The sequence below is a fragment of the Streptomyces sp. NPDC004610 genome (assembly GCF_040609715.1).
In the GTDB taxonomy this organism is placed as follows: domain Bacteria; phylum Actinomycetota; class Actinomycetes; order Streptomycetales; family Streptomycetaceae; genus Streptomyces.
Map to the genome: position 1 here is coordinate 1 of NZ_JBEXLA010000011.1, position 25,841 is coordinate 25,841.

Genomic DNA, 25,841 nt, shown 5'->3' on the forward strand with positions numbered 1-25,841 from the left:
TGGGCCCTGGGGTTCGGGGCTTTGGGGCCCTTTTCCCTGCCGACGGATGTAAGTAGAGCACACGATTGAGTTGTGCACAACTGAATGGCTCGCGAGCATCCTGGGCCCGCCGCTCCGTGCCCACCGGCAAGGAGACCCTGGGCCCGCCGCTCCGTGCCCACCGGCAAGGAGACCCTGGGCCCGCCCGCCACTCCACGCCCACCGCCAAGACAAGGCCCACCGCCAAGACAGCGCCCACCGCCAAGAAACAAGAGGGCGGGAGCCGTCCCACCCGGCCCCGCCCTCGATCGCCGCCCCGCCCCACCCCGCGGCACCACCGATCCGCCGCGGCGTCAGAACCCGTGCCGTGCCCCGCCGTCCACCGACAGCATCACGCCGGTGATGTACGACGCGGCGGGGGAGAGCAGGAACGCGCCCGCGCGGCCGAACTCCTCCGGGGTGCCGTACCGGCGCAGGGGGATGCCGGACTCGTTGGCGGTGCGGCGGGCCTCGGGGTCGGCGGACAGGCCGTCCAGCTCGCGCATCCGATCCGTGCCGATCCGCCCCGGCAGCAGCCCGAACACCCGGATGCCGCGCGGCCCCAGTTCGTCCGCGAGCGCCTTGGCGAACCCGGCGAGCCCGGGGCGCAGTCCATTGGAGATGACCATGCCGGGGGCGGGTTCATGGACGGTGATCGACAGGACGAAGCCGATGGTGCCGCCGTCCCCGAGTTCCGCGGCGGCGGCGCGGGCGAGCCGTACCGAACCGAGGAACACCGACTCGAACGACGACTGCCACTGCTCGTCCGTGTTGTCGGCGACATTGCCCGCGGGCGGTCCGCCGACGCTGATCAGGATGCCGTCGAAGCCGCCGAACGTCTCCCGCGCGGTGTCGATCAGCCGCTGCGCGGCCTCCGGGTCGGCGTTGTCGACGGCGACCCCGGCCGCGTTCGCGCCCAGTGCGGCGGCGGCCTCGGCGGTGCGCCCGGCGTCCCGGCCGGTGATGACCACCTTGGCGCCGTCGGCGATCAGCTCGCGCGCGACGGCGTTGCCGAGACCGCGGGTGCCGCCGGTGACGATGTACACGCGGTCCTTCAGTTCCAGATCCATCCGGTTCCCTGCCGTTCCCTGTCGTCCTTGTCGTTCCCCTGCGGGGTCCGGTGCTCGCGCTCCCGCACCCGCCGGATCATCGCTCTAGGTTTTCTAGGTCAGTGACCTAGAGCCTGATCGCAGTAAACTAGGTTGGTGACCAATAGGCAACAGGGTGACCGGCTGGATCCGGCCACGGTGATCCGTACGGCGCTGGACCTTCTGGACGAGAAGGGCCTCGACGCAGTGTCCACCCGCGCGGTCGCCGACCGGCTCGGCGTCCGGATCAACACCGTTCAGTGGCATGTCAAGACCAAGGCCCGGATGCTGGAGCTGATGGCGGACGCCGTCCTCGGCGAGATCCGGCTGACCGGACTCTCCCCGGCCTCCGGCGAACGCGTCCGTGAGCTGGCCCGGCGCTACCGTCGCGCCCTGCTCTCTCACCGCGACGGCGCCTCCCTGGTCGTCGGCACCTACCCGGCCGAACCGAACACCCTGCGCTTCGCGGACGCCCTGGTCGGCGCGCTCCTGGACAGCGGCCTGGACGACCGGGCCGTCGCCTGGACCTCCTGGGCGATCATCTACTTCACCCTCGGTCTCACCCAGGAGGAACAGGCGGTCGACCAGCGTCCGCTGGGCGACATCCTGACCGAGGCGGTCTCCGAGACCACCCACCCCTCCCTGCATCGCGTCGTCGGCCATCTGGCACCGGGTTCGTTCGACGACCGGTTCGAATTCGGGGTGAGCGCGATTCTGTCCGGAAGCTGATGACCCGGCCGCGCCGTACGGTCGCGGGGGCGCGACCGGGTGGCGCCATCGTGGCACGCCGGGGCCCGGGACCGGCGGTCCCGCGCACTCCTCCCCTCACACCATGAGACGGAAAAGACATGCGCCATAATGGCGCCATGGAGGTAGGTTCGTGCGCGGACAGACGCGGGTGCGACCGGCATCCCCTCCAGCACGGAGGTCCCCCCGTATGAGAAGGGAAAGCCATGCCCGCTTTCGACACTCCTGAGCCGATCACCCTCAGGGTCGACGTCGGCGCGGTCGGCGATGTGCAGATCACCGCCGAGGACCGCACCGACACCGTCGTCGAGGTACGGCCGACCGACGAGACCGACAGCTCCGATGTGAAGGCGGCCGAGCTGACGACCGTCGAGTTCACCGATGGTGTGCTGGTGGTCAGGACCCCGAAGCCCCGGGCGCTCGGCTTCTCCCGCAAGACCCACTCGGTGGATGTGACGATCGCGCTGCCCAGCGGCTCGCACCTGCGGGGCGACGCCCCGGTCGCGGATCTGCGCTGCACCGGCCGACTCGGGGAGTGCGCCTTCAAGACGGCCACCGGTCATCTCCAGGTCGACCGCACCGGCCCGCTGCGGCTGAAGACCTCCGCCGGTCATATCACCGTCGGCCGGGTCGACGGCGACGCCGATGTCTCCACCTCCACCGGCCGGATCCGGATCGCCCGGGTCGAGGGCGCCGTCACCGTCAAGAACTCCAACGGCAACACCGACATCGGCACGGTCATCGGCACCCTCCAGGTCCGCTGCGCCAACGGCGACATCTCCGTCGACCACGCCCTCGGCACCCGTACCGATGTCGAGACCTCCAACGGCGGCATCCGTCTCGGCGAGGTCACCGGTGACACCGTCGCGCTGAAGACCGGGACCGGCGATCTGGAGATCGGCATCGGCGCCGGCCGCCCGGCGAAGCTGGAACTGAGCACCGGGTTCGGCCGGGTCCACAACATGCTGGAGAGCACCACCGAGTCCCCCGGACAGGCCGTCACCGTAAGGGGACACACCTCCTTCGGCGACATCACCGTCCTGCGCGCCTCCTGACAGAACGAACGCCCCTGCCCGGCGGAGGCCGGAGCAGGGGCGTCAGGTGTACGGTCCGGGCGGTCCCGCTCCGGCCCCGGGCGGGCGCTACTGCACCCAGCCGTCGAACCGCTGCTTCCCCCGGGGGGTGCGCTTGCTGTTGGCCAGCGCCGCGGCGGAGGCCCGCACCATCCAGGCGTTGACCGAGATGCCCTGCCGGGCCGCCGCCGCCTCGATCTGTTCCTTCATCTCCTGCGGCGGCCGGAAGTTGATCCGGGCCGTGGCACCGCCCGCGGTACCGGCGAGCGCCGCCGCCGACCACTCGCTCGCCGCCTCACCGGAGTCGTCCGAGGTGTCCTCGGCGGCGCCGGTACCGGCGGGCGGGGTCACCACGAAGCTGGGTTCCATCCCGCGCAGCCGCAGATCCACCGAACCGGGCGCCAGATCCCGGGTGATCTCCTCGGTGGCGGCGGACAGCACATTGAGCAGCGTGAGCCGGACGGCCGACTCCAGGGGAGCGATGAGCCGTTCGGCGACCGCGCGGGTCTCGGCGTCGCCCGCCGCGGAGGCCGCGACCAGCTCCTCGCGCAGGCTCTCGACGTACAGTCCAAGTTCCATGGAACCATCATGGCACGCTGATTGCGCCGCGCGGCACCTCCCCGGCCCCACAGCCGCCCGGAACCCCTCTGGCCAGGTCAAACGGGCCCAGGAAAGGCATGCGGCGATGATGTCCCAGCGCCGCTCCGGCCGCTGAGGGAAGGGTTTTGCGGACGCTTCCCGGCCAGGTTGGCCCCTCCATGGCGCCAGAAACGCGCCGCGCCCGATCGGCGGGCGGCCGGGGGAGGGGATCGGCAGCGGCGTCCCGTACGTCGCCCCCGCTCACCCTCACCCCGGCTGCCACACCTCCGCCAGCGCCGCCGGGGTCAGGACCTCGTCCGGACGCCCCTGCCCCACCAGCCGCCCGTCCCGCAGCAGCAGACAGACATCGGCCGTGCGGGCGGCGGTCAGATCATGGGTGGCCTGGACGACCGTCACCCCGTCGGCGACCAGCTCCGCGAGCAGCGCGGCGATCCGGTCCCGGGCCCCGGGGTCGAGGCCGGTCGTCGGTTCGTCGAGCAGCAGCAGATCGGAGCCCTGGGTCAACCCCTGGGCGATCAGGGCCCGTTGGCGCTGTCCGCCGGAGAGCGCGCCGAGCTGCCGGGCGGCGAGGTCGCCGATCCCGAGGCGGTCGAGGGCGTCGTCCACCAGGGCGTGATCCCGCCGGGTCAGCCGCCGCCAGGGACCTCGCTCGCCCCAGCGTCCCATCTCCACCGTCTCCCGCACGGTCAGCGGCAACGCGTCCGGCACCGCCGCCCGCTGGGGCACGAAGGCGGGCGGCGGGGCTCCCCGGCGATCGAGGGTGCCCGATGTCGGATGGATCACACCGGCCAGCACTCCGAGCAGGGTCGACTTGCCGCTGCCGTTCGGGCCGACGAGCGCGGTCATCGCCAACGCCGCTATGCGGGTGGTGAGTTGATGGAGCACGGGGCGGCGGTCGTAGCCGGCGGACAGTTCGACGAGAGTGAGACGCGCGGTCGCGTCCTGCTCCCGCTCGGGCCCGTGGGGCGGTTTGTTGAACATGGTTTTCATTGTAGTGTCGCGGCCATGGAGTGGTTGACGGCCCCTTTCGAGGTCACTTTTGTGCAGCGCGCCCTATGGGGCGGAATCCTGGTGTCCGCGATCTGCGCGCTCGCCGGGACCTGGGTGGTGCTCCGGGGAATGGCCTTCCTCGGCGACGCCATGTCCCATGGACTGCTGCCGGGGGTCGCGCTCGCGGCACTGCTCGGTGGCAGTCCGCTGCTGGGCGCGGTGCTGAGCGCGGCCGTCATGACCGCGGGCGTCACCGCGCTGGGGCGGGCGCCGAGGCTGTCCCAGGACACCGGCATCGGGCTGCTGTTCGTCGGGATGCTCTCGCTGGGCGTGATCATCGTGTCCCGCTCGCAGTCGTTCGCGGTGGACCTGACCGGCTTCCTGTTCGGGGATGTCCTCGCGGTCCGGGAACGGGACCTGGCCCTGCTGGCCGGTGCGCTGCTGGTGGCGCTGGTGGTCGCGGTCCTCGGTCACCGGGCCTTCCTCGCCCTCGCCTTCGACCCCCGCAAGGCCCGCACGCTCGGACTGCGGCCCCGGCTCGCCCATGCCGTACTGCTCGGGCTGCTGGGACTGGCGATCGTGGCCTCGTTCCATGTCGTCGGCACGCTGCTGGTCCTCGGGCTGCTCATCGCCCCGCCCGCGGCGGCCCTGCCCTGGGCGCGCGGTGTCCGCGCGGTCATGGCGCTCGCCGCGCTGACCGGGGCCGCCGCCACCTTCGGGGGACTGCTGCTCTCCTGGCATCTGGGCACCGCCGCCGGAGCGACCGTCTCGGCGCTCGCCGTGGCCCTCTTCTTCCTCTCCCACCTGGGCTCGGCCCTCCGCCACCGGACGGCCGGGACGGCACGGCTCCGTCCGCCCTGAGCGGCAACCGCGAGCGGCAGCCACGAACAGCACACCTCCACTCAACCGACCGCCACCCACCGAGGGAATCCCGAGGCGATTGCCTTGACCGTTCGACGAATCGTCACCTCACCTGCCCCGCCCACCGCGCCCGAGCGCACAGCCCGCCCGCTCGCACCCCTGCTGCTCACCGCCCTCCTCGCCACCGCCGCCTGCGCCGGACCCGGGGACGGCGGCGAGGACAACAGGCCCCCGGCGGGCACCGGTTCCACGTCCGCCACCACCCCGCACGGCCATGTCGAAGGCGCGCAGGAGACCGCCGAGCAGCAGTCCCGGCTGCTGCTCAACGACCCGGACAGCGGCAGCACCCGGGTCCTCGACCTGATCACCGGCGAGGCACACGACACGGCCCCGGTGCGGGACGCCGAACGGCTCGGTACGGACGGGCGGTTCGGGTTCCTGCACACCAGCGGGGGCGTCCGGGTGCTCGACACCGGGGCCTGGACCGTCGACCACGGGGACCACGTCCACTACTACCGCGCGGACCTTCGGGATCTCGGCGAACTCCCCGCTGCCGATCCCGCCCAGGTGCGCGGCGACACCACGGTCACCGCAGTGACCGACGGCCGGGGGCGGGCCGTGCTGTACCAGCGGGAGGAGTGGGAGGAGGGCCGCACCGGGACCGCCCGCCCGCTCCCGGGGACCTACACCGGAGCCGTCGTCCCCTACGCCGAGCATCTGGTGGCGCTGGTGGCGGGCGATGGCGGGGCGGCGCGGCTGACGGTGCTGGACCGGCAAGGGAAGCCGGTCGAGGTGCCGGACGCCGAGTGCGCGGAGCCGGCCGGGGACGCTGTCACCCGGCGCGGGGTGGTGCTGGGGTGCGCGGAGGGGGCGCTGCTGATCGGGGAGCGGGACGGTGACCTCACCGTCGAGGAGATCCCCTACGGGGAGCAGGTGCCCGAGGAGGAGCGGGCCGGAGACTTCCGGTACCGGCCCGGCAGCGACACCCTCACCGCGCCCGCCGGGGACGACGCCGTCTGGGTGCTGGACGTCGGGGAGAAGACCTGGACGCGGGTGGAGACCGGGCCGGTCGTCGCCGTGAACACCGCCGGTGAGGGCTCCCCGCTGCTGGTCCTGGCCGCCGATGGCACCCTGCGCGGGTTCGACATCGCCAGCGGTGAGCAACTCGCCCGCACCGAGCGGCTGATGACACCCGGAGGGGCGGCGGTCGCGCCGGTCATCGAGGTCGACCGCAGCCGCGCCTATGTCAATGACCCGCTCGGCAAACGGGTGCTGGAGATCGACTACAACGACCGGCTGCGGATCGCGCGGACCTTCGCGCTGGACATCGCGCCTCGGCTGATGACGGAGACCGGGCGATGAGCGGGGCACGGATGAAGGGGCGGGTCCGGGTGGCGGTGGCACGGGTGCGCGGGCTGCTGATGACGCTGGTCGCGCTGGTCACCGTCGCCGCCGCCGGGGCCTGTGCCCAGGGCGACGAGCCGCCCAGGATCGTCGTCACCACGAACATCCTCGGTGACATCACCCGGCGGATAGTCGGCTCCGAGGCCGAGGTGACGGTGCTGATGCGACCCGGTGCCGATCCGCACTCGTTCGGGCTGTCGGCGGTGCAGGCCGCCGAGTTGGAGCGGGCCGACCTCGTCGTCTTCAACGGGCTCGGTCTGGAGGAGAACGTGCTGCGGCATGTGACGGCGGCCCGGGAGGGCGGGGTGGCCACCTTCGAGGTGGGCCGGTCGGTCGATCCGCTCCGCTACCGGGCGGGGGACGACGGCGGCCCCCGGGGCGAGGCGGGCACACCCGACCCGCACTTCTGGACCGACCCGGACCGGGTCCGTACCGCCACCCGGCTGATCGCCGAGCAGGTCGTCGAGCGGGTCGACGGGGTGGACGGCACGGCGATACGCGCCAACGCCGCGCGCTACGACCGCGATCTCGCCGCCCTCGCCGACTGGATGACCGACTCCTTCGACCGGATACCCGAGGACCGGCGGGCCCTGGTCACCAATCACCATGTCTTCGGCTATCTCGCCGACCGGTTCGGCTTCCGGGTGATCGGCGCGGTCGTCCCCAGCGGCACCACTCTCGCCTCCCCCAGCTCCGCCGATCTGCGCTCGCTGACCCGGGCGATGGAGGACGCCGGGGTGCGCACGGTGTTCGCCGACTCCTCCCGGCCCACCCGGCTCGCCGAGGTGCTCCGCGCCGAACTGGGCGGCGGGGTCCGGGTGATCGAGCTGCACTCCGAGTCACTGACCGCCGAGGGCGCCGGAGCCGACACCTATCTGCGGATGATGCGCGCCAACACCACGGCCATGACCGACGGCCTGACCGGCGACTGAGTTCCGCTCTCCCCAGCCCTCAACCGTCCCATCCCCACGCCGCACCCACGCGGCATCGAAAGGAAAGACACAACGGTGAACACCTCCCGATCCATATCCCTGCCCGCGCGCGGGCGCCGGAGAGCCCTCGCGGGTACGGCCCTCACCCTCGCCGTGGCCACGGTCCTGACCGCCTGCGCGGGCGGCGGGTCCGGCTCCCCCCAGAAGCCGTCGTCCGAGGCGCGCGCCAAGAACGCGCCGAGCGCCACCACCTCCGCCACACCGGTCGAGAACCCCCTCGTCGCCACCTTCGACGGCGGATTGCACATCCTCGACGGCGAGACCCTGAAGGTCGCGAGCACCATCGAGCTGCCCGGCTTCAACCGGGTCAACCCGGCCGGGGACGCGGACCATGTCATCGTCTCCACCGACACCGGCTTCCGCGTCCTGGACGCGACCGCGCAGACATTCACCGGCATCGACTACCCGGGCGCCGAGCCCGGCCATGTCGTACGGCACGCGGGGCGTACGGCGCTGTTCACCGACGGCACCGGTGAGGTCGCCGTCTTCGACCCCGCCGACCTCGGCGGCGGCGAGAAGCCCGAGAGCCGTACCTACACCTCCGCCGTGCCGCATCACGGGGTCGCCGTCGAGCTGAGCAACGGGGAACTGCTCAGCACCCTCGGTACCGAGGAGGAGCGCACCGGGGCCCTCGTCCTGGACCGGGACAACCGGGAGATCGCCCGTGCCGAGAACTGCCCCGGGGTGCACGGCGAGGCCGCCGCCCGGGGTGAGGCCGTCGCGGTCGGCTGCGAGGACGGTGTCCTCCTGTACCGGGACGGCGAGTTCACCAAGGTCGACGCCCCCGACGCCTACGGCCGGATCGGCAACCAGTCCGGCAGCGACGAGTCCCCCATCCTGCTCGGCGACTACAAGACCGACCCGGACGCCGAGCTGGAGCGGCCCACCCGGATCTCCCTCATCGACACCGAGAAGGCCACCCTGCGCCTGGTCGACCTCGGCACCAGCTACTCCTTCCGCTCGCTGGGCCGCGGCCCGCACGGCGAGGCACTCGTCCTGGGCACGGACGGCGCCCTGCATGTCATCGACCCGGAGAGCGGTGAGGTGACGAAGGAGATCCCGGTCGTGGGGGAGTGGGAGGAGCCGCTGGACTGGCAGGAGGCCCGGCCCACCCTGTTTGTGCGCGGCCACACCGCGTATGTGTCCGAACCGGGGAAGAGCGCCCTGCACGCGGTCGATCTGGACGCCGGGAAGAAGACCACCTCGGTGACCCTGCCGGACCGCACCAACGAACTGTCGGGAGCGGTCTCCGGCCACTGACCGGCGTATGGCGGGAATGACGGCGAGGCCGCCCTCCGGGGAGGGCGGCCCGTCGTCCGTCAGAGGGCCGTGAGGTGTGCGGGGGCCGTCAGCAGACGGTGGGTGACGTCGGTCAGGTCGGCGATGAACATGCCGGCGAGTTCGGCGGTGAACCCGGTGCGGACCACCAGACGCAGTACGGACACGTCCTGGCAGGGCGCGGGGAAGTCGTAGGCGGGCAGATGCCAGCCGCGGGCGCGCATGGCGGCGGAGACGTCGAAGACCGTGAAGCCCGGAGTGCCGGGGGCCAGCCGGAAGGCGAAGGCCGGGAGTTCGGAGCCGTCGGTGACCAGCTCGTAGGGCGTGAGGGCGCGGATGCGGGCGGCGAGGGCACGGGCCGTCGTCCGGTTCTGGGCGGCCAGATTGCGCAGGCCCTCGAAGCCGTAGCGCAGAAAGCTGTAGTACTGGGCGACGACATGGGCGCCGGGGCGGGAGAAGTTGAGGGTGAAGCTGGGGGAGCTGCCGCCGAGGTAGTCCACCTCGAAGACCAGGTCGTCGGGGAGCGCGGCGGCGTCCCGCCACAGGGCCCAGCCCAGACCCGGGAAGACATGCCCGTACTTGTGGCCGGAGGTGTTGATGGAGGCGACCCGCTCCAGCTGGAAGTCCCACATCAGACCGGGGTCCAGGAACGGGGCGACCATCGCCCCGGACGCGCCGTCGACATGGACCGGGATGTCGGTGCCGGTGGCGGCCTGATAGCCGTCCAGGGCCAGACAGATATCGGCGACGGGCTCGTAGGAACCGTCGAAGGTGGAGCCGAGGACCGTGACGACGCCGATGGTGTGGTCGTCGCAGTGGGCGGTGAGGGTGTCGGGGGTGAGGTGGTAGCGGCCCGGCTCCATCGGGACGTAACGGGGCTCCACCTCGAAGTAGTTGGCGAACTTCTTCCAGCAGACCTGGACGTTGGCGCCCATCACCAGATTGGGGCGGGCGATGTCCTTGCCCTGGGCGCGGCGGCGCTGCTGCCAGCGGCGCTTGAGGGCGAGCCCGCCCAGCATGGCGGCCTCGCTGGAGCCGGTGGTGGAACAGCCCCGGACCCGCTCCGGGCGCGGCGCGTGCCACAGCCGCGCCAGCATCCGTACGCAGCGCTCCTCCATGGCCGTGATCTGCGGGTACTCGGCGCGGTCGGCGAGGTTCTTCTCCGCCGTCTCGGCCATCAGCTGCCGGGCCTGCGGCTCCATCCAACTGGTGACGAAGGTGGCGAGGTTGAGCCGGGCGTTGCCGTCGAGCATCAGCTCGTCCCTCACGCGCCGGGAGATCAGCTCGGGCGCGGACGCGGTGAGGGGCAACTCGTCGAGGGGCGGCGCTACATCGGCGAAGACCTCCGGGGATGGGAGAGGGGAGGGGGAGGGGGAGGGGGACAAGGACGGGAGCGGCGCGGTGCCGGTGCTGGTGCCGGTTCCTTCCTCGGGTTCGCTCTCGCTCTCTCCGTCGTACTCCCCGGAGCGGCCGGTGCGGGTGGTGGTGCCGGGCCTGACATCGGTCTGCGGTAGGGACATGGCTGCGAAGCTGCCTTTCTGGTGTGCGGCCCCCGTCGCATCCGACGCTAGATCGCCAAGGGGCCCGGCTGCCTCGCGGATTCCACCGATCCAGTGATCGATTTACATACTGATGAACTGGATTTTCCCTGGGACATACGGGGGGCGACCCCTCAAAGCGCCGGACTCACCCGCGGTCGTGGTCCGACCCGGAGCGGGGGGACTCGGTCCCGGCGTCGACCCAGGGAGCCACCGCCCCGGCGCAGCGCTCCCGTTCCTCCTCCAGCGGGAGGGCGGCGAGCAGCGGCAGCAGCAGCCCGGCGAGTTCGCGGGCGGTCTCCGGGTCCCGGCTGGTGAGGAGCGTCCACACCGCGTGGGCGTTGCGCAGGGTCCGGTGGGTCTCCTCGTCGGGGGCCTCGGCGGCCCGTCGGCGCTGGGTCGTCTCGACCAGATGCGCGGCCGTCTCCGCCCAGGCGTGGGTCCGGGCGGCCGACAGCAGGGTGAGCCAGGCCCGTACGGTCAGCGCGTTGACGGTGTACGGGTGCAGGGGGCCGAAGTCCTCGTCGAGGGCCGACTCCAGGCGGTCGGCGGCGGCGACGGCCTCCGGATAGCGGCCCGCGGCCACCCGTTCGGTGAGCCGCGCCCACAGCGGGTCGTACGCCATGGGCAGCGGGGCGGCCCAGTCGTCCGGTGCGAGTTGGTCGGTCACCGCGTGCGCTCTCCGATCCCTCCGGCGTCCCCGGGCGCCCGTCCGGCACAGCCGGTCCTCATGGTGGGCCCGTGACAGCGGTGGCGTCAATGCCGGGGCCGGTGCGAGCGCCGAAGGGGCATGTTCGGCGCCCACTCGGGCAGTTCACCCCGGGGCGGGCAGGAAGCGGGCGATCAGGGCGGCCAGCAGGCCGGGGCGCTGGAGATGCAGATCGTGACCGGTGCCGGTGACGCTCACGGCCAGCTCCGGCATCCTGCGCCGCAGCAGATCGTCGACCTCGGCCGGGGCGAGGAACCCCGACTCGGCGAGCACCAGCAGGGTGGGGCAGGAGATCCGGTCCCAGTCGGCCGCGAACGACCTCTCGGCGGTCTCCGCCAGCGCCCCCACCAGCACCTCCCGATCGAACCGGGGCCACAGACCGCCGTCCCGCGCCTGAAGCCCGTCCGCCCACCCCGCACTGACCGCGCCCCCGCCGAAGAACCGCACCGCGTCCCCGTACGAGGGGAACGGCACCGGCCAGGAGTCCAGCCAGCGGCCGATCCGCTCCGGCCCCTGGGGGTCGGGAGCGCCCGCCCCCGCCTCGACCACCACCAGCGCCCGGACCAGCTCCGGATGCCGGGCCGCCGTCAGCACCGCGGTGTGCCCGCCCAGCGACTGCCCGGCCAGCACGACCGGCACCGCGAGCCCCAACCCTTCGACCAGCGCGACGACATCGGCCACATACGCGGCCCGCGACACCTCACCGGGCCGCCGCTCGCTCCCGCCGTGCCCGCGCTGGTCCGGCGCCAGCACCCGCCAGGCACCGGTGAGCCGCCCCGCCAGCGCGTCCCACTCACCGGCGTGCCCGGCCAGCCCGTGCAGCAGCACGATCGGCGGCCCTTCCCCGCCCCAGTCCCGGCACACCAGCCGGACGCCGTCCCGTACGACGGTCCGCTCGGTCCACTGCACCCCGGTCACCTCGGCCTCCGGCCCGCTCCCCGACGGTCGTTCCGTCCGGGCGGGAACCCCCGTGGTACCACCGCGCCGGGCGGCGGCGCACCCGCGTTGTCGCCGAGGGGGCCTGCGCCGTCGCCCGGCTGCGCCGGACGGCCAGGGTGCCGGGGCTCCAGGGCGGCGGTGGCGCCTGCGCGCCGGCGGCCCTCGCACTGGGCGGCGGCGGTCAGAACGCCGATCAGGGGCCGGTTCAGGGTGCGCAGCCGGGCGGCGGGGCGGGGAGGGGGGTTCGTGGGAGCGGGCTCGGCGGGGGTGCGGTCCGGCGCGACGGCCCTGGGCGGACACTTGGGTACATCTCGTCGGTTGCGCTCGCGTGAGGGCGGGCTGCCATCGCGGTTGCGGGTCGGGCGGTAGGGAGGAGAGGCGAACGGTGGGGAGACTGTGTGTTCTGACGGGGGCGCCGGGTGCGGGGAAGACCCTGCTGGCCCGGGAGCTGCGGGCGTATCCGTTCGCCGCCGTCGACTTCGACGAGCTGCTGGAGCCGGACGGCAGCGTGCTGGGCATCGACATCGCGTCCCCGTCGGTCTCGGCGGAGTCGGTGTGGCCCGCGTACAACCGGCTGTGGCTGCGGATCACCGCGCTGCTGCTCCGGGCGGGCGGGCCGGTGCTGGTGCTGTGCCCGCTGACGCCGGGGGAGTGGGCGGCGGCCGGGCCCGACCTCGCCGGACTGCCGTCGGCCGACTGGGCGCGGCTGGACTGCGCCGACGCCGACCGGACCGCCCGGCTCACGGCCCGCGGCTGGGCGTCGGCCGACATCGCCGACGCCCTCGCGGACGCGGGGGAGCTGAGGGCGGTGGTGGAGCGGGAGTTCTCCACCACGGGGTGCGCCCCCGCGCGGGTGGGCGCGGGGGTCGCGGAGTGGGTGGTCGGGGGTGGGGGCTAGCGCTGGTCAGGGCTGTTTCTGTGGGTGGCGGGGGGACTCCGACTCCTGGTGGTGGGCTCGTTCGCCGGTCTTGTCCGGTGCTTCGGGCCTGGCGTGGGGGCGTGGGGGATGCAGGGCGATGGTCAGGGGGGAGGCGATGAAGACGGAGGAGTACGTGCCGACCGCCAGGCCGATGAGCAGGGCCAGGGCGAAGTCGGTGAGGGCGTCGTCGGCCAGGACGGCCAGGGTGGTCAGGATGATCGCCGCGCCCATCCCGGTGTTGACCGTGCGGGGGAGGGTCTGGAGGATCGCGCGGTTGGTGAGCCGGGCGATCGGCGTGGTGCGGTCCCGGGCCAGCAGTTCGCGGATGCGGTCGAAGAGGACCACCGAGTCATTGACCGAGTAGCCCACCACCGTCAGCAGCGCGGCCAGGAACAGCCCGTCGATCGGCTTGCCGAGCCAGGCGAACACCCCGACCAGGATGACCACGTCGTGCGCCAGCGCGCCCACCGCACCGGCGGCGAACATCCAGCGGAACCGCACCGAGAGATAGAGGAGCTGGGCACCCAGCGCCAGTCCCAGCGCGATCAGCGCGTTGCGCCGCAGCTCCTCGCCCAGGCTCGGGCCGATCAGCTCGTCCCGCAGTTGCTCCGCCTCACCGCCGAGCCGCCCGATGGTCTCGGCGACGGTGTCCGCGTCGGCGTCGCTCAGATCCTCCGCCCGTACCGTCACCGCGTCGTCCCCGGAGGACTGGACGAGCGCGCGGGGCACCCCGGCGTCGGCGAGCGCGGCGCGGGCCCGGTCCGGGTCGACCGGGGCGCTCGTGCGGTACTCGATCAGCCGGCCGCCGGTGAACTCGATCCCGAAGTCCAGCCCGCGCACCAGCACCCCCGCTGTGGCGAGCACCAGCGCGGCGGCCGAGACCGCCAGCCAGCGGCGCGGCCGGCGCATCAGGAACGGATCCCTGCGGGTCAGCCGCTCCCGCACCCACCCGATGCTCGCGATACCGCTGATCCGGGGCCTGCGCCGGACCAGTTCCCGGCCCGCCGCCCACTCGGCGAGCACCCGGGTGATCACCAGCGCGCTCACCATGGACGCCAGCACCCCGATACCGAGGGTGACCCCGAAGCCCCGTACCGGCCCGGAGGCCAGCGCGAACAGCAGCCCGGCCGCGATGAGGGTGGTGATGTTGGAATCGGCGATGGCGCTCAGCGCGCCCCGGAAACCGGCCGTCAGCGCCGAGCGCGGACTCGGCCGGCGGCGGGCCGCGTGCTCCTCCCGGGCCCGTTCGAAGACCAGGACGTTGGCGTCCACCGCCATGCCGATCGCCAGCACGAACCCGGCGAGACCGGGCAGGGTCAGGGTGGCGCCGAGCGCGGCCAGGGCGGCGTACGAGATCAGGCCGTAGCAGGCCAGGGCGACTGTGGCGAGCAGGCCCAGCAGTCGGTAGACGACGATGATGAACAGCGCGGTGAGCGCGGTGCCGATGACGGCGGCCCAGGCGGCGGCGGAGATCGCCGCGTCCCCGAGGGTGGCGCCGATGGTGCGCTGCTCGATGGTCTCCACCGGCACCGGGAGGGCGCCGCCGGAGATGAGCAGGGCCAGCTCACGCGCCTCGGCGTCGTCGAAGGAGCCGGTGATCTGGGTCGACGCGCCCGGGATGCCCGCGCCGCAGCCCACCGACGGGTCGACCTGCGGGGACGAGATCACCGTGTCGTCCAGCACGATCGCGACCCGGCGCTGCGGATCCCCGGCCGGATGGCAGGCGGCCTGCGCGGTCAGGGCCGTCCAGCCGTCCCGGCCGCCGTCACCGAAATCGACGGTGACATGCCAGCCGGTGCCGCTCTGCGGATCGAAGCGGGCCTCGGCGCCTTCGACGTCCTGGCCGGTGAGACCGGCGGGTCCGAGGCGCAGGGGCTGGCCGGATTCGTCGGGGAGGACGCGTTCGCCCTCGGCGGGTTCCTCACCGGCAGCCGCCGGGTCGGCGGGGGGCAGGACCGGGTGCATGGTGAGCTGGGCGGTCCGGCCGAGCACCTCGGCGGCCTGCTCCGGGTCCTGGACCCCGGGCAGTTCGACGATGATCCGCTGGTCCCCGGAGCGGACGAGGGTCGGTTCGGCGACGCCGAGCGCGTCGATCCGGCCGCGCAGCACCTCCAGGGTGCGGTCGGTGGCCGCCCGGTCGGCCTCGGTGGTCGGGGTGGAACGGGTCTCCAGCACGATCTGGGTGCCGCCGCGCAGATCCAGTCCGAGTCGGACGGGCACGGTCAGCGCGATGGCCAGTGAAGCGGCGAGCACGGCGAGGGCGAGCAGCGCGCGCAGGCGCTGCCCTGGGTGACGGCGTGTCAAGTCGGTGCCTCCGGCAGGCAGGTCACGGCACGACGGCGCCACGGCACGACTGGGCCGGGTCACCGACGCGGAAGTCGGGGGACAAAGGGGGGAGGGGGATGGGGGTAGGTCAGCTGCCGGGGTGTGCCGGAGGTGCCCGGCCGCGGTGCCGGTCTGCGGGGCCGGGGGAGAGGGACGGTGCCGGGACCCGCGCCGCGGCGAGGGCGGCACCGGCCGGGGCGGGCGCCGGGAAACGGGCCTGGGTGGCGTGCTGGTCCAGCGGGGACGGACGCTCACCGGGATGCTCGTACCGCGCCCCGCGGGCCTGGGCGGCACAGCCGGTGACGCAGGGTTCGTCGGCCCGCTGGGAGGTGGAGCCCGTGTGCTGGACCCCGGCGACCGACCCCGCCGGACCGGCCGGGGCCGCCCCGGACAGCGCGGTCGGCAGCACCGCGAGCAGGACGGCGAGCAGCGCGCCGACGGTCGCCGCGAGGCGGTGACCCGCGGGCGGACGGAGGGAGGGGCCGGGGCAGCGCGACGGCGGCCCGGCGGTGGGCGTCAGGGCTCCACCAGCCCGGCGCGGATCGCGTACCGGGTCAGCTCCAGCCGGTCCCGCAGCGCCAGCTTGTGCAGCAGATTGGCCCGGTGGCGGTGCACGGTCTTCACACTGATGAAGAGGATCTCGGCGATCTCCTTCGACGAATGCCCCTCGGCGATCAGCTTCAACACCTCCTCCTCACGCGGGGTGAGCACCTGCCCGGGATTCTCCTCCCCATGCCGCACCCGGTCCAGATAGCTGCGGATCAACGCCGTCACCGCGCCCGGGTACAGGAACGGCTCGTCGCGCATCGCCGCCCGGCAGGCGGCGACCAGATCCCGGTCCGCGACCGACTTCAGCACATAGCCGCACGCCCCCGCCTTCAGCGCCTGGAACAGATACTGCTCGTTGTCGTGCATGGTCAGCATCAGGATCCGCAGCCCCGGGACCAGTGTGCTCAGTTCACGGGTGGCCTGGAGGCCGGTGAGCCGGGGCATGGCGATGTCCAGGACGGCGAGATCGACCTCCAGGCCGCGGGCCGCCTCGATGGCCTCCGCCCCGTCCCCGGCCTCCGCGACGACTTCGAGGTCCGGCTCCCGGTCCAGGATCAGCCGCACCCCCCGGCGGACCAGGGCGTGATCGTCGGCCAGCAGGATGCGGATGGGCCGCGCCGGGGCCTGCGCGGCGGCGGCGGACGGCACGGGGGACGGCGGGGACAGAAGCGGGTCGGGCATGGTCACGGCTGCTTTCCGGTCGCGGCGGGCACGGGGGTGGTCAGTCGGACACGGGTACCGGCGGCGGGCGGGGAGGAGATGTCCAGTGCCGCCCCGGCCAGCAGGGCGCGCTCGCGCATACCGCGGATCCCGGCGCCCTCGTGGGCGGCCTCGATGCCCCGGCCGTCGTCGGCGATCTCCAGCACGACGGCTTCCCCGGCCCGGCGCAGCGTCACCTCGACCCGGGCGGCCCCGGCGTGCCGGGCCGTGTTCGTCAGGCTCTCCTGCGCCACCCGGTACAGCACGAGTTCCGTCTCCGGCTCCAGGGCGGGCAGCTCGGCGTCGAAGCGGCGCACCACCCGCAGCCCGGTGTGGGTGGCGAAGTCCTGGGTCAGCGAGATCAGCGCGCTGACCAGGCCCAGATCCTCCAGCACCCCGGGCCGCAGCCGCCGCACCAGCCGCCGTACCTCGTCCAGGCTCTCCCGGGTGATCTCCTGCACCTGCTGAAGCTCCGCCCGCAGCGGCTCCGGGGCGTCGTCGGCGGCCCGCTTCAGCACCAGCAGGATCGCGGTCATGCCCTGCCCCACCTCGTCGTGCAGCTCCTGCGCGATCCGGCGGCGCTCCGCCTCCTGCGCCAGCAGCGCACGGGCACTGGAGGTGGCCCGCTCGTGCTCCAGCCGGTCCAGCATCGCGTTGAACGTCCGGATCAGCTCGGCGACCTCGCCGCCGCGGCCGGGGGTGTCCTTGCCGGGGGTTTCGGCGGCGGGGGTGTCCTTGCGGTGGGTGTCTTTGCCGTGGGTGTCCTTGCGGTGGGGGTGCGTGTCGGGGGTGTGCGTGCGGTGGGGGTGCGTGTCAGGGGTGTGAGTGCCGGGGGTTCCGGGTACCGGCAGCCGTTGGCCCGGCCGCAGCAGATCCACCGTGCCCATCAGCCGGGTCAGTCGGCCCAGCGGGGCCAGGCCCCAGCGCAGCAGGGCGGCATTGGCGACCAGCATCACCCCGAGACCGCCGACCAGGACGACCGCCTCGGTCAGCAGCACCGGCACCGGCACCGACACCGTCACCGGCGCCCACAGCAGCAGCCCGGTGGCGGCGCCCAGCACCACGGCGTTCAGCCCGAAGATCCGCCAGAACAGCGACACCGGGTACGTCTCCTTCCACACCTTGCACGACCTGATCCGACCGGGTGGGTCCCGAGGGGTCGGCTCCTGCCCTCACCGTGCCTCGCCGCGCGCCCGCGCGTCGATGGGGTCCAACCCCCATTTCGCAGGTCACGGGCTACCCACGCAGGATCACCGCCCACCGCGTGTGGTCATCGCGTCCCCCGCCAAATGGGGTCCGCGCCCGATGGGATCCGAGCGCGCCGACACGCACAGTGGAGGCAGATCAGGCCGTCCGGTCCGGCGTGCTCCCCGTGGTCGCCGACGACCATGGGCCGCCGGACCCGACGGCCGTTGCTGCGCGTACCGCGCCTTGAGAGAGGAGCCGCCGTGGCGCTCGACATCTCCCCCAGTGGGAACTCCCCCAGCGGGAAGTCGGCCGAGGACCGGACGAGGGGGTCCAGGACCGCCGGGCCGGTGGTGCACGAGGCCCGCCAGCGCCTCGAACACGCCCGCAACAGCCGACTGGCCCAGCTGCACGCGCTCGAAGGCACCGGCCAGAGCGCCGACGACCATCTGATGTCCGTGCAGGCGGAGGCGATCCGCCGGGTGCTCACCGAGATCGACGAGGCGTTCGACCGGGTCGGGGCCGGTACCTACGGCGACTGCGTCGGCTGCGCCAGGCCGGTCGCCGCCGAGCGGCTGGAGATCCTCCCGTACACCCGCCACTGCGTCACCTGCCAGCGTCACGCGGCCGGCTGACCGGCCCGGCCGTACGAGGCTATGAGGTGATGCCGTGAACCACCGGACCGCCGACGACCGCGCCGCCGCCGAGCCGCCGCCCGAGGACCGGGGCCTGTCGCCCGAGGACCTCGCCGCGGTGCGGGAGAACCTGCGCGAACAACGGCTCTTCCGTCAGGAGCAGCTCCGCCAGATCGCGGCGGCGCCGCGCGCCGAGTATCTGCGCGGACGCCGCAGCGCGGGCCAGACCGAGGTGCAGATCAAACTCGCCGCGTCCGCGCGCATGGTGCTCGCCGATGTGGAGGCGGCCCTGCGCCGGATAGCCGAGGGCCGCTACGGCGTCTGCCGCCTGTGCCGCCGTCCCGTCGACCGCGAACGCCTGCTGATCGTCCCGCAGGCCCGCTACTGCGCCCGCTGCCAGCAGGTACGGGAGGCGGGGAAGGCGGAGGCGGTTCGGGTGGTGAGGGAGGTCGTGGGGGTGGCTGAGGTCGTGGGGAACGCGGAAGTCGTGGGGGAGGGGGAGCGATGACGGGCCTGGGTATGCCCCCGATGGGGCGGGGCGGGGGGTTCGGGGCGGGGTCCGGGTCTGGATCCGCGCCGGGTTCCGTGCCGGGCTCCGGGTCTGGGCCTGGGGCTGGATCGACGCCGGGTTCCGGGTCTCGGCCTGGGTCAGGATCGACGTCGGGTTCCGCGCCGGACGGCCTTCGCTCCCGCGATCCCGCGCCCCCGTCCCTCACCGACCCCCCGGCCGTCCCCCGGCACCGGCCCTGGCCGTTGTGTCGGCCGTGCTGCTGTGTCGCGCTGGATCTGGGCAGTGCCCGCACCCGGGCCTGGGTCGCCGGGCGCGGGCTGGTGCTGGACGTCCCCACCGTCACCTTCCCGGGCGCGGTGTACCCGGTCCGGCGCGGTGACATCGTCGACGTGCCGGGTGCGGCCCGCATGATCGACCGGCTGGTCGGCCGTCGGCTGCCCCGGCTGACCCGTCCGCTGGTGGTGATCACCGCGCCGGTACTGTCCGGGCCCGGCCACCGGGAGCGGGTCCGTGCGGCGGTACGGGTGCTGCGGCCCCGGTCGGTGCTGACCGTGCCGGCCGCGCGTGCCGTCGCCCTCGCCGCCGACGCGGATCTCTCGCTGCCGCTCCTGGTGGTGGACATCGGCGCCCAGCTCATCGAGGTGGTGCTGCTGGTCGACGGTTCCGTCTTCGACGCCCGGCGCACCTCGCTGGGCACCGCCGACCTCGGCGACGGCACCGCCCCGGCGGACCTCGTCGACACCGTCGTCACCATGATCGGCTCGATGCTGCGCCAGGACCCCACGACGCTGGTCGCGGACGCGCTGAGCAGGGGCGCGCTGCTCGCGGGCGGCGGGGCGCTGCGCCCGGACCTGGTCCACCGGCTCACCCGCGATCTGCACTCGCCGCTGTGGCCGGTGCCCGCACCGCACACCGCCGCGATCCGGGGCGCCGCGCGCATCCTGCGCTCCGCCCACGCCCACCCGTCCACCGGCGCCGCCCCGCGCCCCGTCTGACCTCCGCCCGCTCCCGACTCCTGTCCCCGTCCCCTGCCCACCCCCGATCCCGACCCCTGTCCCCGTCCCCTGCCCACCCCCGATCCCGACCCCTGTCCCCGCCCCCTGCCCACCCCCGATCCCCGTCCCCACCCCCGCCGCCACGGCCGGTGCGCCCCCACCGGTCGTGGCGGCCCCTTATCCGCATCCCCGGCTGGGCGGCCCAAGCTCCGATTCCTCGGCTCCCCGGTCCTGACGATCCGTCAATCTCCTTCTCCACGACCCGGCCGACCAGGGTCGCCCGCCCCAGGGCCCCCGGTCCCGACGATCCGTCAACTCCCGTCCACCGCAAGGAGGCCGGTCCCATGTCCGGTGCCATACCCCCCGCCCAGCCGCCGCCTCGCCCGCGGCCCGTCCGCCCCGTCCGTCCCGTTCCCTTCTGGCGCTGGCGTCGCAATCCGCTGCGCCGCCGCACCGACCGGCTCGAAGCGTGGAGCGCCCTCGCGCTGGTGCTGCTGGTGCCGCTGCTCGGACTCGCGGCCCTGTTCACCGCGGGCGACACCGCCGAGCGGCACTACCGCGCCCTCGCCGAGCGCGAGGCGAGGACCCGGCACCATCTCGCCGCCGTGCTGGTGCGGGACGCGCCGGAGCATCCCGAGCCCGGTTCCGACGAGGCCCGGCTCGCCCGCTACCCCGCCGAGGTCCGTTTCACCGCCCCGGACGGCCGGACCCGTACCGCCACCGCCGAGGTCACGCCCGGACTCGCCGCCGGGGACGGGGTCCGGGTCTGGGTCGCCGCCGACGGCACCCTCACCGAGCCGCCGATGACCTCCGACGAGATCCGCAGCCGCACCATGGGCTGGGCGATGCTGGCGTTCCTCGCCGTCACCCTGGCCGGATTTGTCGTCCACGGTGTCGCCGTTCTGGCGCTGCGCCGACGCAATCTCGCCGCCTGGGACGCCCGCTGGGCGGAGACCGCGCCCCGCTGGACGACGTCCACCTGAGCGACCGTTATGCCGGATTTGTTGAGTGGCGTTCGATTCTGTCGGGGATATTAGGAAAACGACACCCAAAATTCTCTTCGGCGCAACGATTGACTATGGACATCCCTGTACCTACGCTCCCTCATGTTCATGGTTGTCCCTACACAAAGCGGTGGGCCGATGAAGATCGCGGTTGTCGGAAGTTACGGAGCCGGCCTCACCATGAGGCTGCCGAAGGCTCCGGTGGCGGGGGAGACCGTCTCGGGCGGGGTGTTCGATCCGGGCCCCGGCGGCAAGGGCAGCAATCAGGCCATCGCCGCCGCCCGGCTCGGCGCCGAGGTCGCGCTGCTGACCGCCGTCGGCGACGACGACTTCGGCCGGGCCGCGCGCGAGCTGTGGCGGGCCGAGGGCGTCGACGCCGGGCAGGTGGTCACCGCCCAGGCCCCGACCATGGTCGGCTTCATCCTGGTCGAGCCGTCCGGCGAGAACCGCATCGCCATCGCCCCCGGCGCGCTGGACGCACTCGACGCCGCCGCGGTGGAGGGCTTCCGGGCCGAGATCGCCGCCGCCGATGTCCTCGTCGTCTCCATGGAGATCCCCGAGGCCGCCGTCGTCGCCGCGCTGCGCACCGGCCGGGAGACCGGCACCCGGACCGTCCTCAACCCGGCACCCGCCCGGCCGCTCCCCGACGACTGCTGGCCGCTGATCGATGTGATCATGCCCAACCAGACCGAGGCCCCCGTCCTGCTCGGCCTCACCGACGGGCACGGCCTCGGCGACGAGGACCTGGTCCGCGCCCTGCGCGAGCGCACCGGCGGTGCCGCGATCCTCACCCGGGGTGGCGCGGGCGCGCTGATCGCCCAGGAGTCCGGCCTCACCCCTGTCCCCCCGCACCCCGCCGGGACCGTCGTGGACACCACCGGCGCCGGGGACTCCTTCACCGCCGCGCTCGCCGTCGCCCTCGCCGAGGGCCGCCCCCTTGAGGAGGCCGCCGCCTTCGCCGCCGCCGCGGGCGCCCACACCGTGACGATCGCGGGCGTCGTCCCCGCCCTGCCCACCAGAGACCAGCTCACCGCCCGGATGGGAAACGCCTCGTGACCTCGACGACCTCCAAGCCCCCGACCACCGCCGCACCCCCGGCCGCCGACTCCGCCCGCCGGGCACCCGAGGCCCTGCGCAGACTGCTGCACGCCCGGGAGGCCGGGGTCTTCGCCGCACTGGTGCTGCTGTTCCTGCTCGGCACCGGTCTCTCCCCGACCTTCGCCTCCTCCGACAATCTGCTCTCCGTCGGCCAGCAGATCGCCCAGATCGGCATCATGGCCGTCGGCGTCACCTTCGTGATCCTCAACGGCGAGATCGATCTCTCCGTGGGCTCCACCTACGCGCTGTCCGCGATCTCCACCGGCATGCTCATATCGGACGGCTGGAACTGGACCGCGGCCATGCTGGTCGGCCTCGCCGTCGGCGCCCTCGCCGGGCTGCTCAACGGGCTGGCCGTGGTGCTGCTGGGCGTCCCGTCCTTCATCGTCACCCTCGGCACACTCAGCGTCTTCCGCGGGGTCGCCCTGCTCATCTCCGACGGCGCCCCGATCTCGCTCAGCTCCTCCACGCCCGGCGTCGCCGACTTCAACCTCCTCGGTCAGGGGCGGCTGTTCGGCGTCATCCCGATGCAGTTCCTGTTCTTCGCCGCCGTCGCCCTCGTCGGCGTCGCCCTCCTCGCCCGCTCCCGCTTCGGCTTCAACACCTACGCCGTCGGCGGCAACCAGGAGGCCGCCCGGCTGGTCGGCATCAATGTCAAGCGGGTCAAGCTCACCGCGTTCGTCCTGTCCGGGTTCACCGCCGGACTCGCCGGTGTCCTCGGTCTGTCCTTCCTCTCCTATGTGCAGGGCGTGACCGGGCAGGGCCTGGAACTCACCGTCATCTCGGCCGTGATCATCGGCGGCGCCGCGCTCTTCGGCGGCTCCGGCACCATGTGGGGCACCGTCATCGGGGTCGCCTTCATCGGTCTGCTCCAGAACATCCTCAACATCAAGGGCATCTCGTCCTTCTGGCAGACCGTCGTCACCGGTCTGGTCATCGTCGCCGCGGTCGCCGCGGACACCTGGCAGCGCCGCCGCAAGGCCCGCGCCTAGCTCTCCCCTCCACCCCGCTCGCCCCGGGAAAGGCACGACATCCGCGCCCGACCCTCGCCCCCACCCCGCTCGCCCCAGGACACGACAAGGGAGTCACCATGTCCCCGCGCACCCTCCTCAGATCCCTCGCCGCCGCCGCCGCCACCGCCGCCGCGGCGGCTCTCGCCCTCACCGGCTGCGGCGCGGTCACCTCCGCCGATTCCTCCGCCGACTCCGGTTCCGCCGGTGACGGATCCTTCCAGCTCGCCTCCTACATCCAGGAGCGCGTCGACGCCGACAAGCCGATGCGGATCAAGCTGAGCTACCACGACCCGTCCCTCGCCTTCGCCACCCCGATCGGCGCCGGTATGGACAAGGCGGGCAAGGAACTCGGCGCCGAGGTCCAGCTGATCGGCCCGACCGGCGGTGACGCGGGCAAGCAGGTCTCCGAGATCCAGACCCTGATCCAGCAGAAGGCGGTCGACGGACTCGCTGTCTCCTCCGCCTCCAGCGACGCCCTCAAGCCGGTGATCAGCCAGGCGTACAAGGCCGGGATCCCGATCATCTCCTTCAACACCGACAACCCCGACTCCGAGCAGATGGGCTTCGTCGGCCAGGATCTGAAGGGCTCCGGGAAGGCGCAGGCCGAACAGCTCCGCAAGGACCTCGGCGACAGCGACGTCAACGGCAAGTCGGTCGTCGTCTTCTCCGTCGACACCGGCGCGGGCTGGTCCCACGACCGCTTCAGCGGCTTCGAGGAGGGCCTTGAGGGCAGCGGCCTGAAGATAGTCGGCCCGGTCAACGTCGGCAACGAGCCCAACGCCGCCTACAACACCGTCGAGTCGACCATGTCCGGCAAGAAGGACGTCGTCGCCGTCGCCGGGCTGGACTGCTGCTCGACCACCGCCGCCGCCAAGTGGGTCGCCGGGTCCGGCAAGGCCGACACCATCACCATGGGCGGCTTCGACCTGCTCACCCAGACCGCCGAGTACATCGACCGGGGCGTCCTGAACTTCACCATCAGCCAGAACCCCACCGAGCAGGGCTACCAGGCCGTCAAGGTGCTCCACGACTTCCTCACCCAGGGCACCGAGATCAAGGGCGTGGACACCGGCGCCCAGTTCATCACCGCCGACAACCTCGACTCCGCCACCGTGGAGGACTGATGTCCCCGGCACCCCCCGACCCCGGCTGCGCCGTCAGCGTCCGCGGACTCACCCGCAACTTCGGCCCGGTCCGCGCCCTGCACGACGTCTCCTTCGACGTCCCCGCCGGCGAGATCACCGCCCTGCTCGGGGAGAACGGCGCCGGCAAGTCGACCCTGCTGAAGATCCTCGCCGGGCTCCAGCCGCCCAGCGACGGCACGGTCACCGTCTTCGGTGAGCCGGTCACCGCCTACGACCCGGCCACCGTCCTCGGCCGGCACGGCGTCGCCATCGTGCCGCAGGAGCTGTCGCTGCTGCCCGACCGCACGGTCGCCGAGAATGTGCTCAGCGGTGTCGAGCCCGGCAGCCGCTGGTTCCCCTCCCGGCGCCGGATGCGCGAACGCACCCGCGAACTCCTCGCCGAACTCGATCTCGACCTCGACCCGGGCGCCCCGGTCCGCACCCTGGACCTGGCCACCCAGCAGCTCATCGTGGTCGCCCGGTCCATCGCCCGGGGCTGCCGGGTGCTCATCCTGGACGAGCCGACCGCGATGCTCACCCCGGCCGAGGCCGACCGGCTGTTCGCCCTGATGGCCCGGCTCAAGTCGGCCGGGACGACCATGCTCTACGTCTCCCACCGGATGCCCGAGGTGTTCCGCCTCGCCGACCACATCCAGGTGCTCCGCGACGGCGGCCATGTCGCCTCCTGGCCGCGCGCCGCGACCACCCCCGACCGGGCCGTGGCCGCCATGGTCGGCCGCGAGCTGGGCCAGTTCACCCGCCGGGCCGCCCGCCCCGGCGACCCGGGCGTCGCACCGGTCCTCACCGTGCGCGAATTGAGCGGACGCCGCCACCACGGCGTCTCCTTCGACCTGCGCCCCGGCGAGATCCTCGGTGTCGCCGGACTGCCCGACTCCGGACGGGTGGAACTGCTGCACAACCTGTTCGGCGGCGACCGCGGCACCGGCGGCAGCGTCGAACTCCTCGGCCGCCCCTACGACAAGCGCGACCCCATCGCCAGCGTCGAACGCCGTCTCGCGTTCGTGCCCGGCGAGCGCCGCGCCCAGGGCCTGCTCACCACCATGAGCGTCGGCGAGAACATCGGCGCCCTCACCACAGGGACGTTCAGCAGGCTCGGCCTGGTCCGCCGACGCGCCTTCGACGCGAGCGCCGCCGACCAGGCACGGCGGCTGCGGGTCAAGACCGCCACCATGGGCCAGCCCATCACCAGCCTCTCCGGCGGCAACCAGCAAAAGGCCGTCCTCGGCCGCTGGCTGGCCATCGACCCCGGTGTCCTCATCCTCGACGAGCCCACCCGGGGCGTCGACATCGGCGCCAAGGCCGAGATCTACGAGCGGCTCTTCGCCCTCGCCGCCGACGGCCTGGCCATCCTCTGCTCCTCCTCCGACCTGCCCGAACTGCTCACCCTCACCGACCGGATCGCGGTGATGAGCGAGGGCCGGCTGGTGGACGTCGTGGACACCGCCCTGGCCACCGAGGAATCGATCATGACCCTGGCCACCGGAGCGGCCCCGGCCGCCGCCGCCTGACCCCGAAGCCCCCCCCGC

24 protein-coding genes and 1 pseudogene are annotated in these 25,841 nt (G+C 73.3%); 15 read left to right on the plus strand and 10 right to left on the minus strand.

What is annotated here, in order from left to right; genetic code table 11:
- Window positions 1-332: 332 nt before the first annotated feature.
- Window positions 333-1,088, minus strand: a complete 756-nt coding sequence (locus ABZX40_RS14275; protein ID WP_355750489.1) for an SDR family oxidoreductase — start codon at window positions 1,086-1,088, stop codon at window positions 333-335.
- Between the two features lie 135 nt (window positions 1,089-1,223).
- On the opposite strand from ABZX40_RS14275, the gene ABZX40_RS14280 reads away from it, so the two are divergent.
- A complete protein-coding gene (locus ABZX40_RS14280) occupies window positions 1,224-1,835 on the plus strand; it encodes a TetR/AcrR family transcriptional regulator C-terminal domain-containing protein (RefSeq protein ID WP_355750491.1) in 612 nt (203 codons plus the stop codon).
- Between the two features lie 224 nt (window positions 1,836-2,059).
- Window positions 2,060-2,908, plus strand: a complete 849-nt coding sequence (locus ABZX40_RS14285; protein ID WP_355750494.1) for a DUF4097 family beta strand repeat-containing protein — start codon at window positions 2,060-2,062, stop codon at window positions 2,906-2,908.
- Between the two features lie 87 nt (window positions 2,909-2,995).
- Here ABZX40_RS14285 and ABZX40_RS14290 read toward each other — a convergent pair whose 3' ends face one another.
- Both ABZX40_RS14290 and aztA read right to left on the minus strand, forming a co-directional pair.
- A complete protein-coding gene (locus ABZX40_RS14290) occupies window positions 2,996-3,505 on the minus strand; it encodes a toxin-antitoxin system HicB family antitoxin (RefSeq protein WP_355750497.1) in 510 nt (169 codons plus the stop codon).
- A gap of 267 nt (window positions 3,506-3,772) precedes the next feature.
- Window positions 3,773-4,516: a zinc ABC transporter ATP-binding protein AztA gene (gene aztA, locus ABZX40_RS14295; RefSeq protein WP_355750500.1), complete on the minus strand. Its 744-nt coding sequence runs from the start codon at window positions 4,514-4,516 to the stop codon at window positions 3,773-3,775.
- 15 nt (window positions 4,517-4,531) lie between these two features.
- On the opposite strand from aztA, the gene aztB reads away from it, so the two are divergent.
- From aztB to aztD, 4 genes are all read left to right on the plus strand, one after another.
- The gene (gene aztB, locus ABZX40_RS14300) at window positions 4,532-5,377 is read left to right on the plus strand and encodes a zinc ABC transporter permease AztB (RefSeq protein WP_355750503.1); all 846 of its coding nucleotides are present in this window, start codon (window positions 4,532-4,534) and stop codon (window positions 5,375-5,377) included.
- Between the two features lie 159 nt (window positions 5,378-5,536).
- Window positions 5,537-6,739 (plus strand): hypothetical protein, encoded by a 1,203-nt coding sequence (locus ABZX40_RS14305; RefSeq protein ID WP_355750553.1) that lies wholly within the window; start codon window positions 5,537-5,539, stop codon window positions 6,737-6,739.
- Window positions 6,736-7,713, plus strand: coding sequence for a zinc ABC transporter substrate-binding protein AztC (aztC, locus tag ABZX40_RS14310; protein WP_355750506.1), 978 nt, complete (start codon window positions 6,736-6,738; stop codon window positions 7,711-7,713). The genes ABZX40_RS14305 and aztC overlap by 4 nt, the downstream gene beginning before the upstream one ends.
- Before the next feature lie 75 nt (window positions 7,714-7,788).
- Window positions 7,789-9,033: a zinc metallochaperone AztD gene (gene aztD / locus ABZX40_RS14315; protein ID WP_355750509.1), complete on the plus strand. Its 1,245-nt coding sequence runs from the start codon at window positions 7,789-7,791 to the stop codon at window positions 9,031-9,033.
- 59 nt (window positions 9,034-9,092) lie between these two features.
- On the opposite strand, the gene ABZX40_RS14320 is transcribed toward aztD, so the two are convergent.
- The 3 genes from ABZX40_RS14320 to ABZX40_RS14330 form a co-directional block, all read right to left on the minus strand.
- Entirely contained in the window at window positions 9,093-10,571 is a 1,479-nt protein-coding gene (locus ABZX40_RS14320) for a glutamate decarboxylase (RefSeq protein ID WP_355750512.1), read from the minus strand.
- Window positions 10,572-10,737: 166 nt separating this feature from the next.
- The gene (locus ABZX40_RS14325) at window positions 10,738-11,259 is read right to left on the minus strand and encodes a hypothetical protein (protein WP_355750515.1); all 522 of its coding nucleotides are present in this window, start codon (window positions 11,257-11,259) and stop codon (window positions 10,738-10,740) included.
- A gap of 144 nt (window positions 11,260-11,403) precedes the next feature.
- Window positions 11,404-12,207, minus strand: coding sequence for an alpha/beta hydrolase (locus ABZX40_RS14330; protein ID WP_355750554.1), 804 nt, complete (start codon window positions 12,205-12,207; stop codon window positions 11,404-11,406).
- Between the two features lie 415 nt (window positions 12,208-12,622).
- Here ABZX40_RS14330 and ABZX40_RS14335 point away from each other — a divergent pair, with 415 nt between their 5' ends.
- The gene (locus ABZX40_RS14335; protein WP_355750517.1) at window positions 12,623-13,135 is read left to right on the plus strand and encodes a hypothetical protein; all 513 of its coding nucleotides are present in this window, start codon (window positions 12,623-12,625) and stop codon (window positions 13,133-13,135) included.
- A gap of 6 nt (window positions 13,136-13,141) precedes the next feature.
- Here the strand turns inward: ABZX40_RS14335 and secD are convergent, their stop codons facing one another.
- From secD to ABZX40_RS14355, 4 genes are all read right to left on the minus strand, one after another.
- Window positions 13,142-15,460, minus strand: coding sequence for a protein translocase subunit SecD (secD, locus tag ABZX40_RS14340; protein WP_355750520.1), 2,319 nt, complete (start codon window positions 15,458-15,460; stop codon window positions 13,142-13,144).
- 109 nt (window positions 15,461-15,569) lie between these two features.
- On the minus strand, window positions 15,570-15,890 hold the full coding sequence (locus ABZX40_RS14345; RefSeq protein ID WP_355750523.1) for a hypothetical protein: 321 nt from the start codon (window positions 15,888-15,890) through the stop codon (window positions 15,570-15,572).
- A gap of 107 nt (window positions 15,891-15,997) precedes the next feature.
- Complete coding sequence (locus ABZX40_RS14350; protein ID WP_355750526.1) at window positions 15,998-16,711, minus strand: response regulator transcription factor; 714 nt, start codon at window positions 16,709-16,711, stop codon at window positions 15,998-16,000.
- A gap of 2 nt (window positions 16,712-16,713) precedes the next feature.
- On the minus strand, window positions 16,714-17,829 hold the full coding sequence (locus tag ABZX40_RS14355; protein WP_356008982.1) for a sensor histidine kinase: 1,116 nt from the start codon (window positions 17,827-17,829) through the stop codon (window positions 16,714-16,716).
- 435 nt (window positions 17,830-18,264) lie between these two features.
- Between ABZX40_RS14355 and ABZX40_RS14360 the strand changes: the two genes are divergently transcribed.
- From ABZX40_RS14360 to ABZX40_RS14395, 8 genes and pseudogenes are all read left to right on the plus strand, one after another.
- Window positions 18,265-18,549, plus strand: a complete 285-nt coding sequence (locus ABZX40_RS14360; RefSeq protein ID WP_355750557.1) for a TraR/DksA C4-type zinc finger protein — start codon at window positions 18,265-18,267, stop codon at window positions 18,547-18,549.
- Window positions 18,550-18,643: 94 nt separating this feature from the next.
- Window positions 18,644-18,970, plus strand: a pseudogene (locus ABZX40_RS14365) (TraR/DksA C4-type zinc finger protein); the annotation flags it as partial.
- 332 nt (window positions 18,971-19,302) lie between these two features.
- A complete protein-coding gene (locus ABZX40_RS14370) occupies window positions 19,303-20,055 on the plus strand; it encodes a rod shape-determining protein (RefSeq protein ID WP_355750532.1) in 753 nt (250 codons plus the stop codon).
- 344 nt (window positions 20,056-20,399) lie between these two features.
- On the plus strand, window positions 20,400-21,038 hold the full coding sequence (locus ABZX40_RS14375) for a hypothetical protein (RefSeq protein WP_355750535.1): 639 nt from the start codon (window positions 20,400-20,402) through the stop codon (window positions 21,036-21,038).
- Window positions 21,039-21,239: 201 nt separating this feature from the next.
- Window positions 21,240-22,115: a ribokinase gene (locus ABZX40_RS14380; protein WP_355750538.1), complete on the plus strand. Its 876-nt coding sequence runs from the start codon at window positions 21,240-21,242 to the stop codon at window positions 22,113-22,115.
- Window positions 22,112-23,149, plus strand: a complete 1,038-nt coding sequence (locus tag ABZX40_RS14385) for an ABC transporter permease (protein WP_355750541.1) — start codon at window positions 22,112-22,114, stop codon at window positions 23,147-23,149. Before ABZX40_RS14380 ends, ABZX40_RS14385 begins: the two co-directional genes overlap by 4 nt.
- 98 nt (window positions 23,150-23,247) lie before the next feature.
- A complete protein-coding gene (locus ABZX40_RS14390; protein ID WP_355750544.1) occupies window positions 23,248-24,294 on the plus strand; it encodes a substrate-binding domain-containing protein in 1,047 nt (348 codons plus the stop codon).
- Window positions 24,294-25,823: a sugar ABC transporter ATP-binding protein gene (locus tag ABZX40_RS14395; RefSeq protein ID WP_355750546.1), complete on the plus strand. Its 1,530-nt coding sequence runs from the start codon at window positions 24,294-24,296 to the stop codon at window positions 25,821-25,823. The genes ABZX40_RS14390 and ABZX40_RS14395 overlap by 1 nt, the downstream gene beginning before the upstream one ends.
- Window positions 25,824-25,841: the final 18 nt, after the last annotated feature.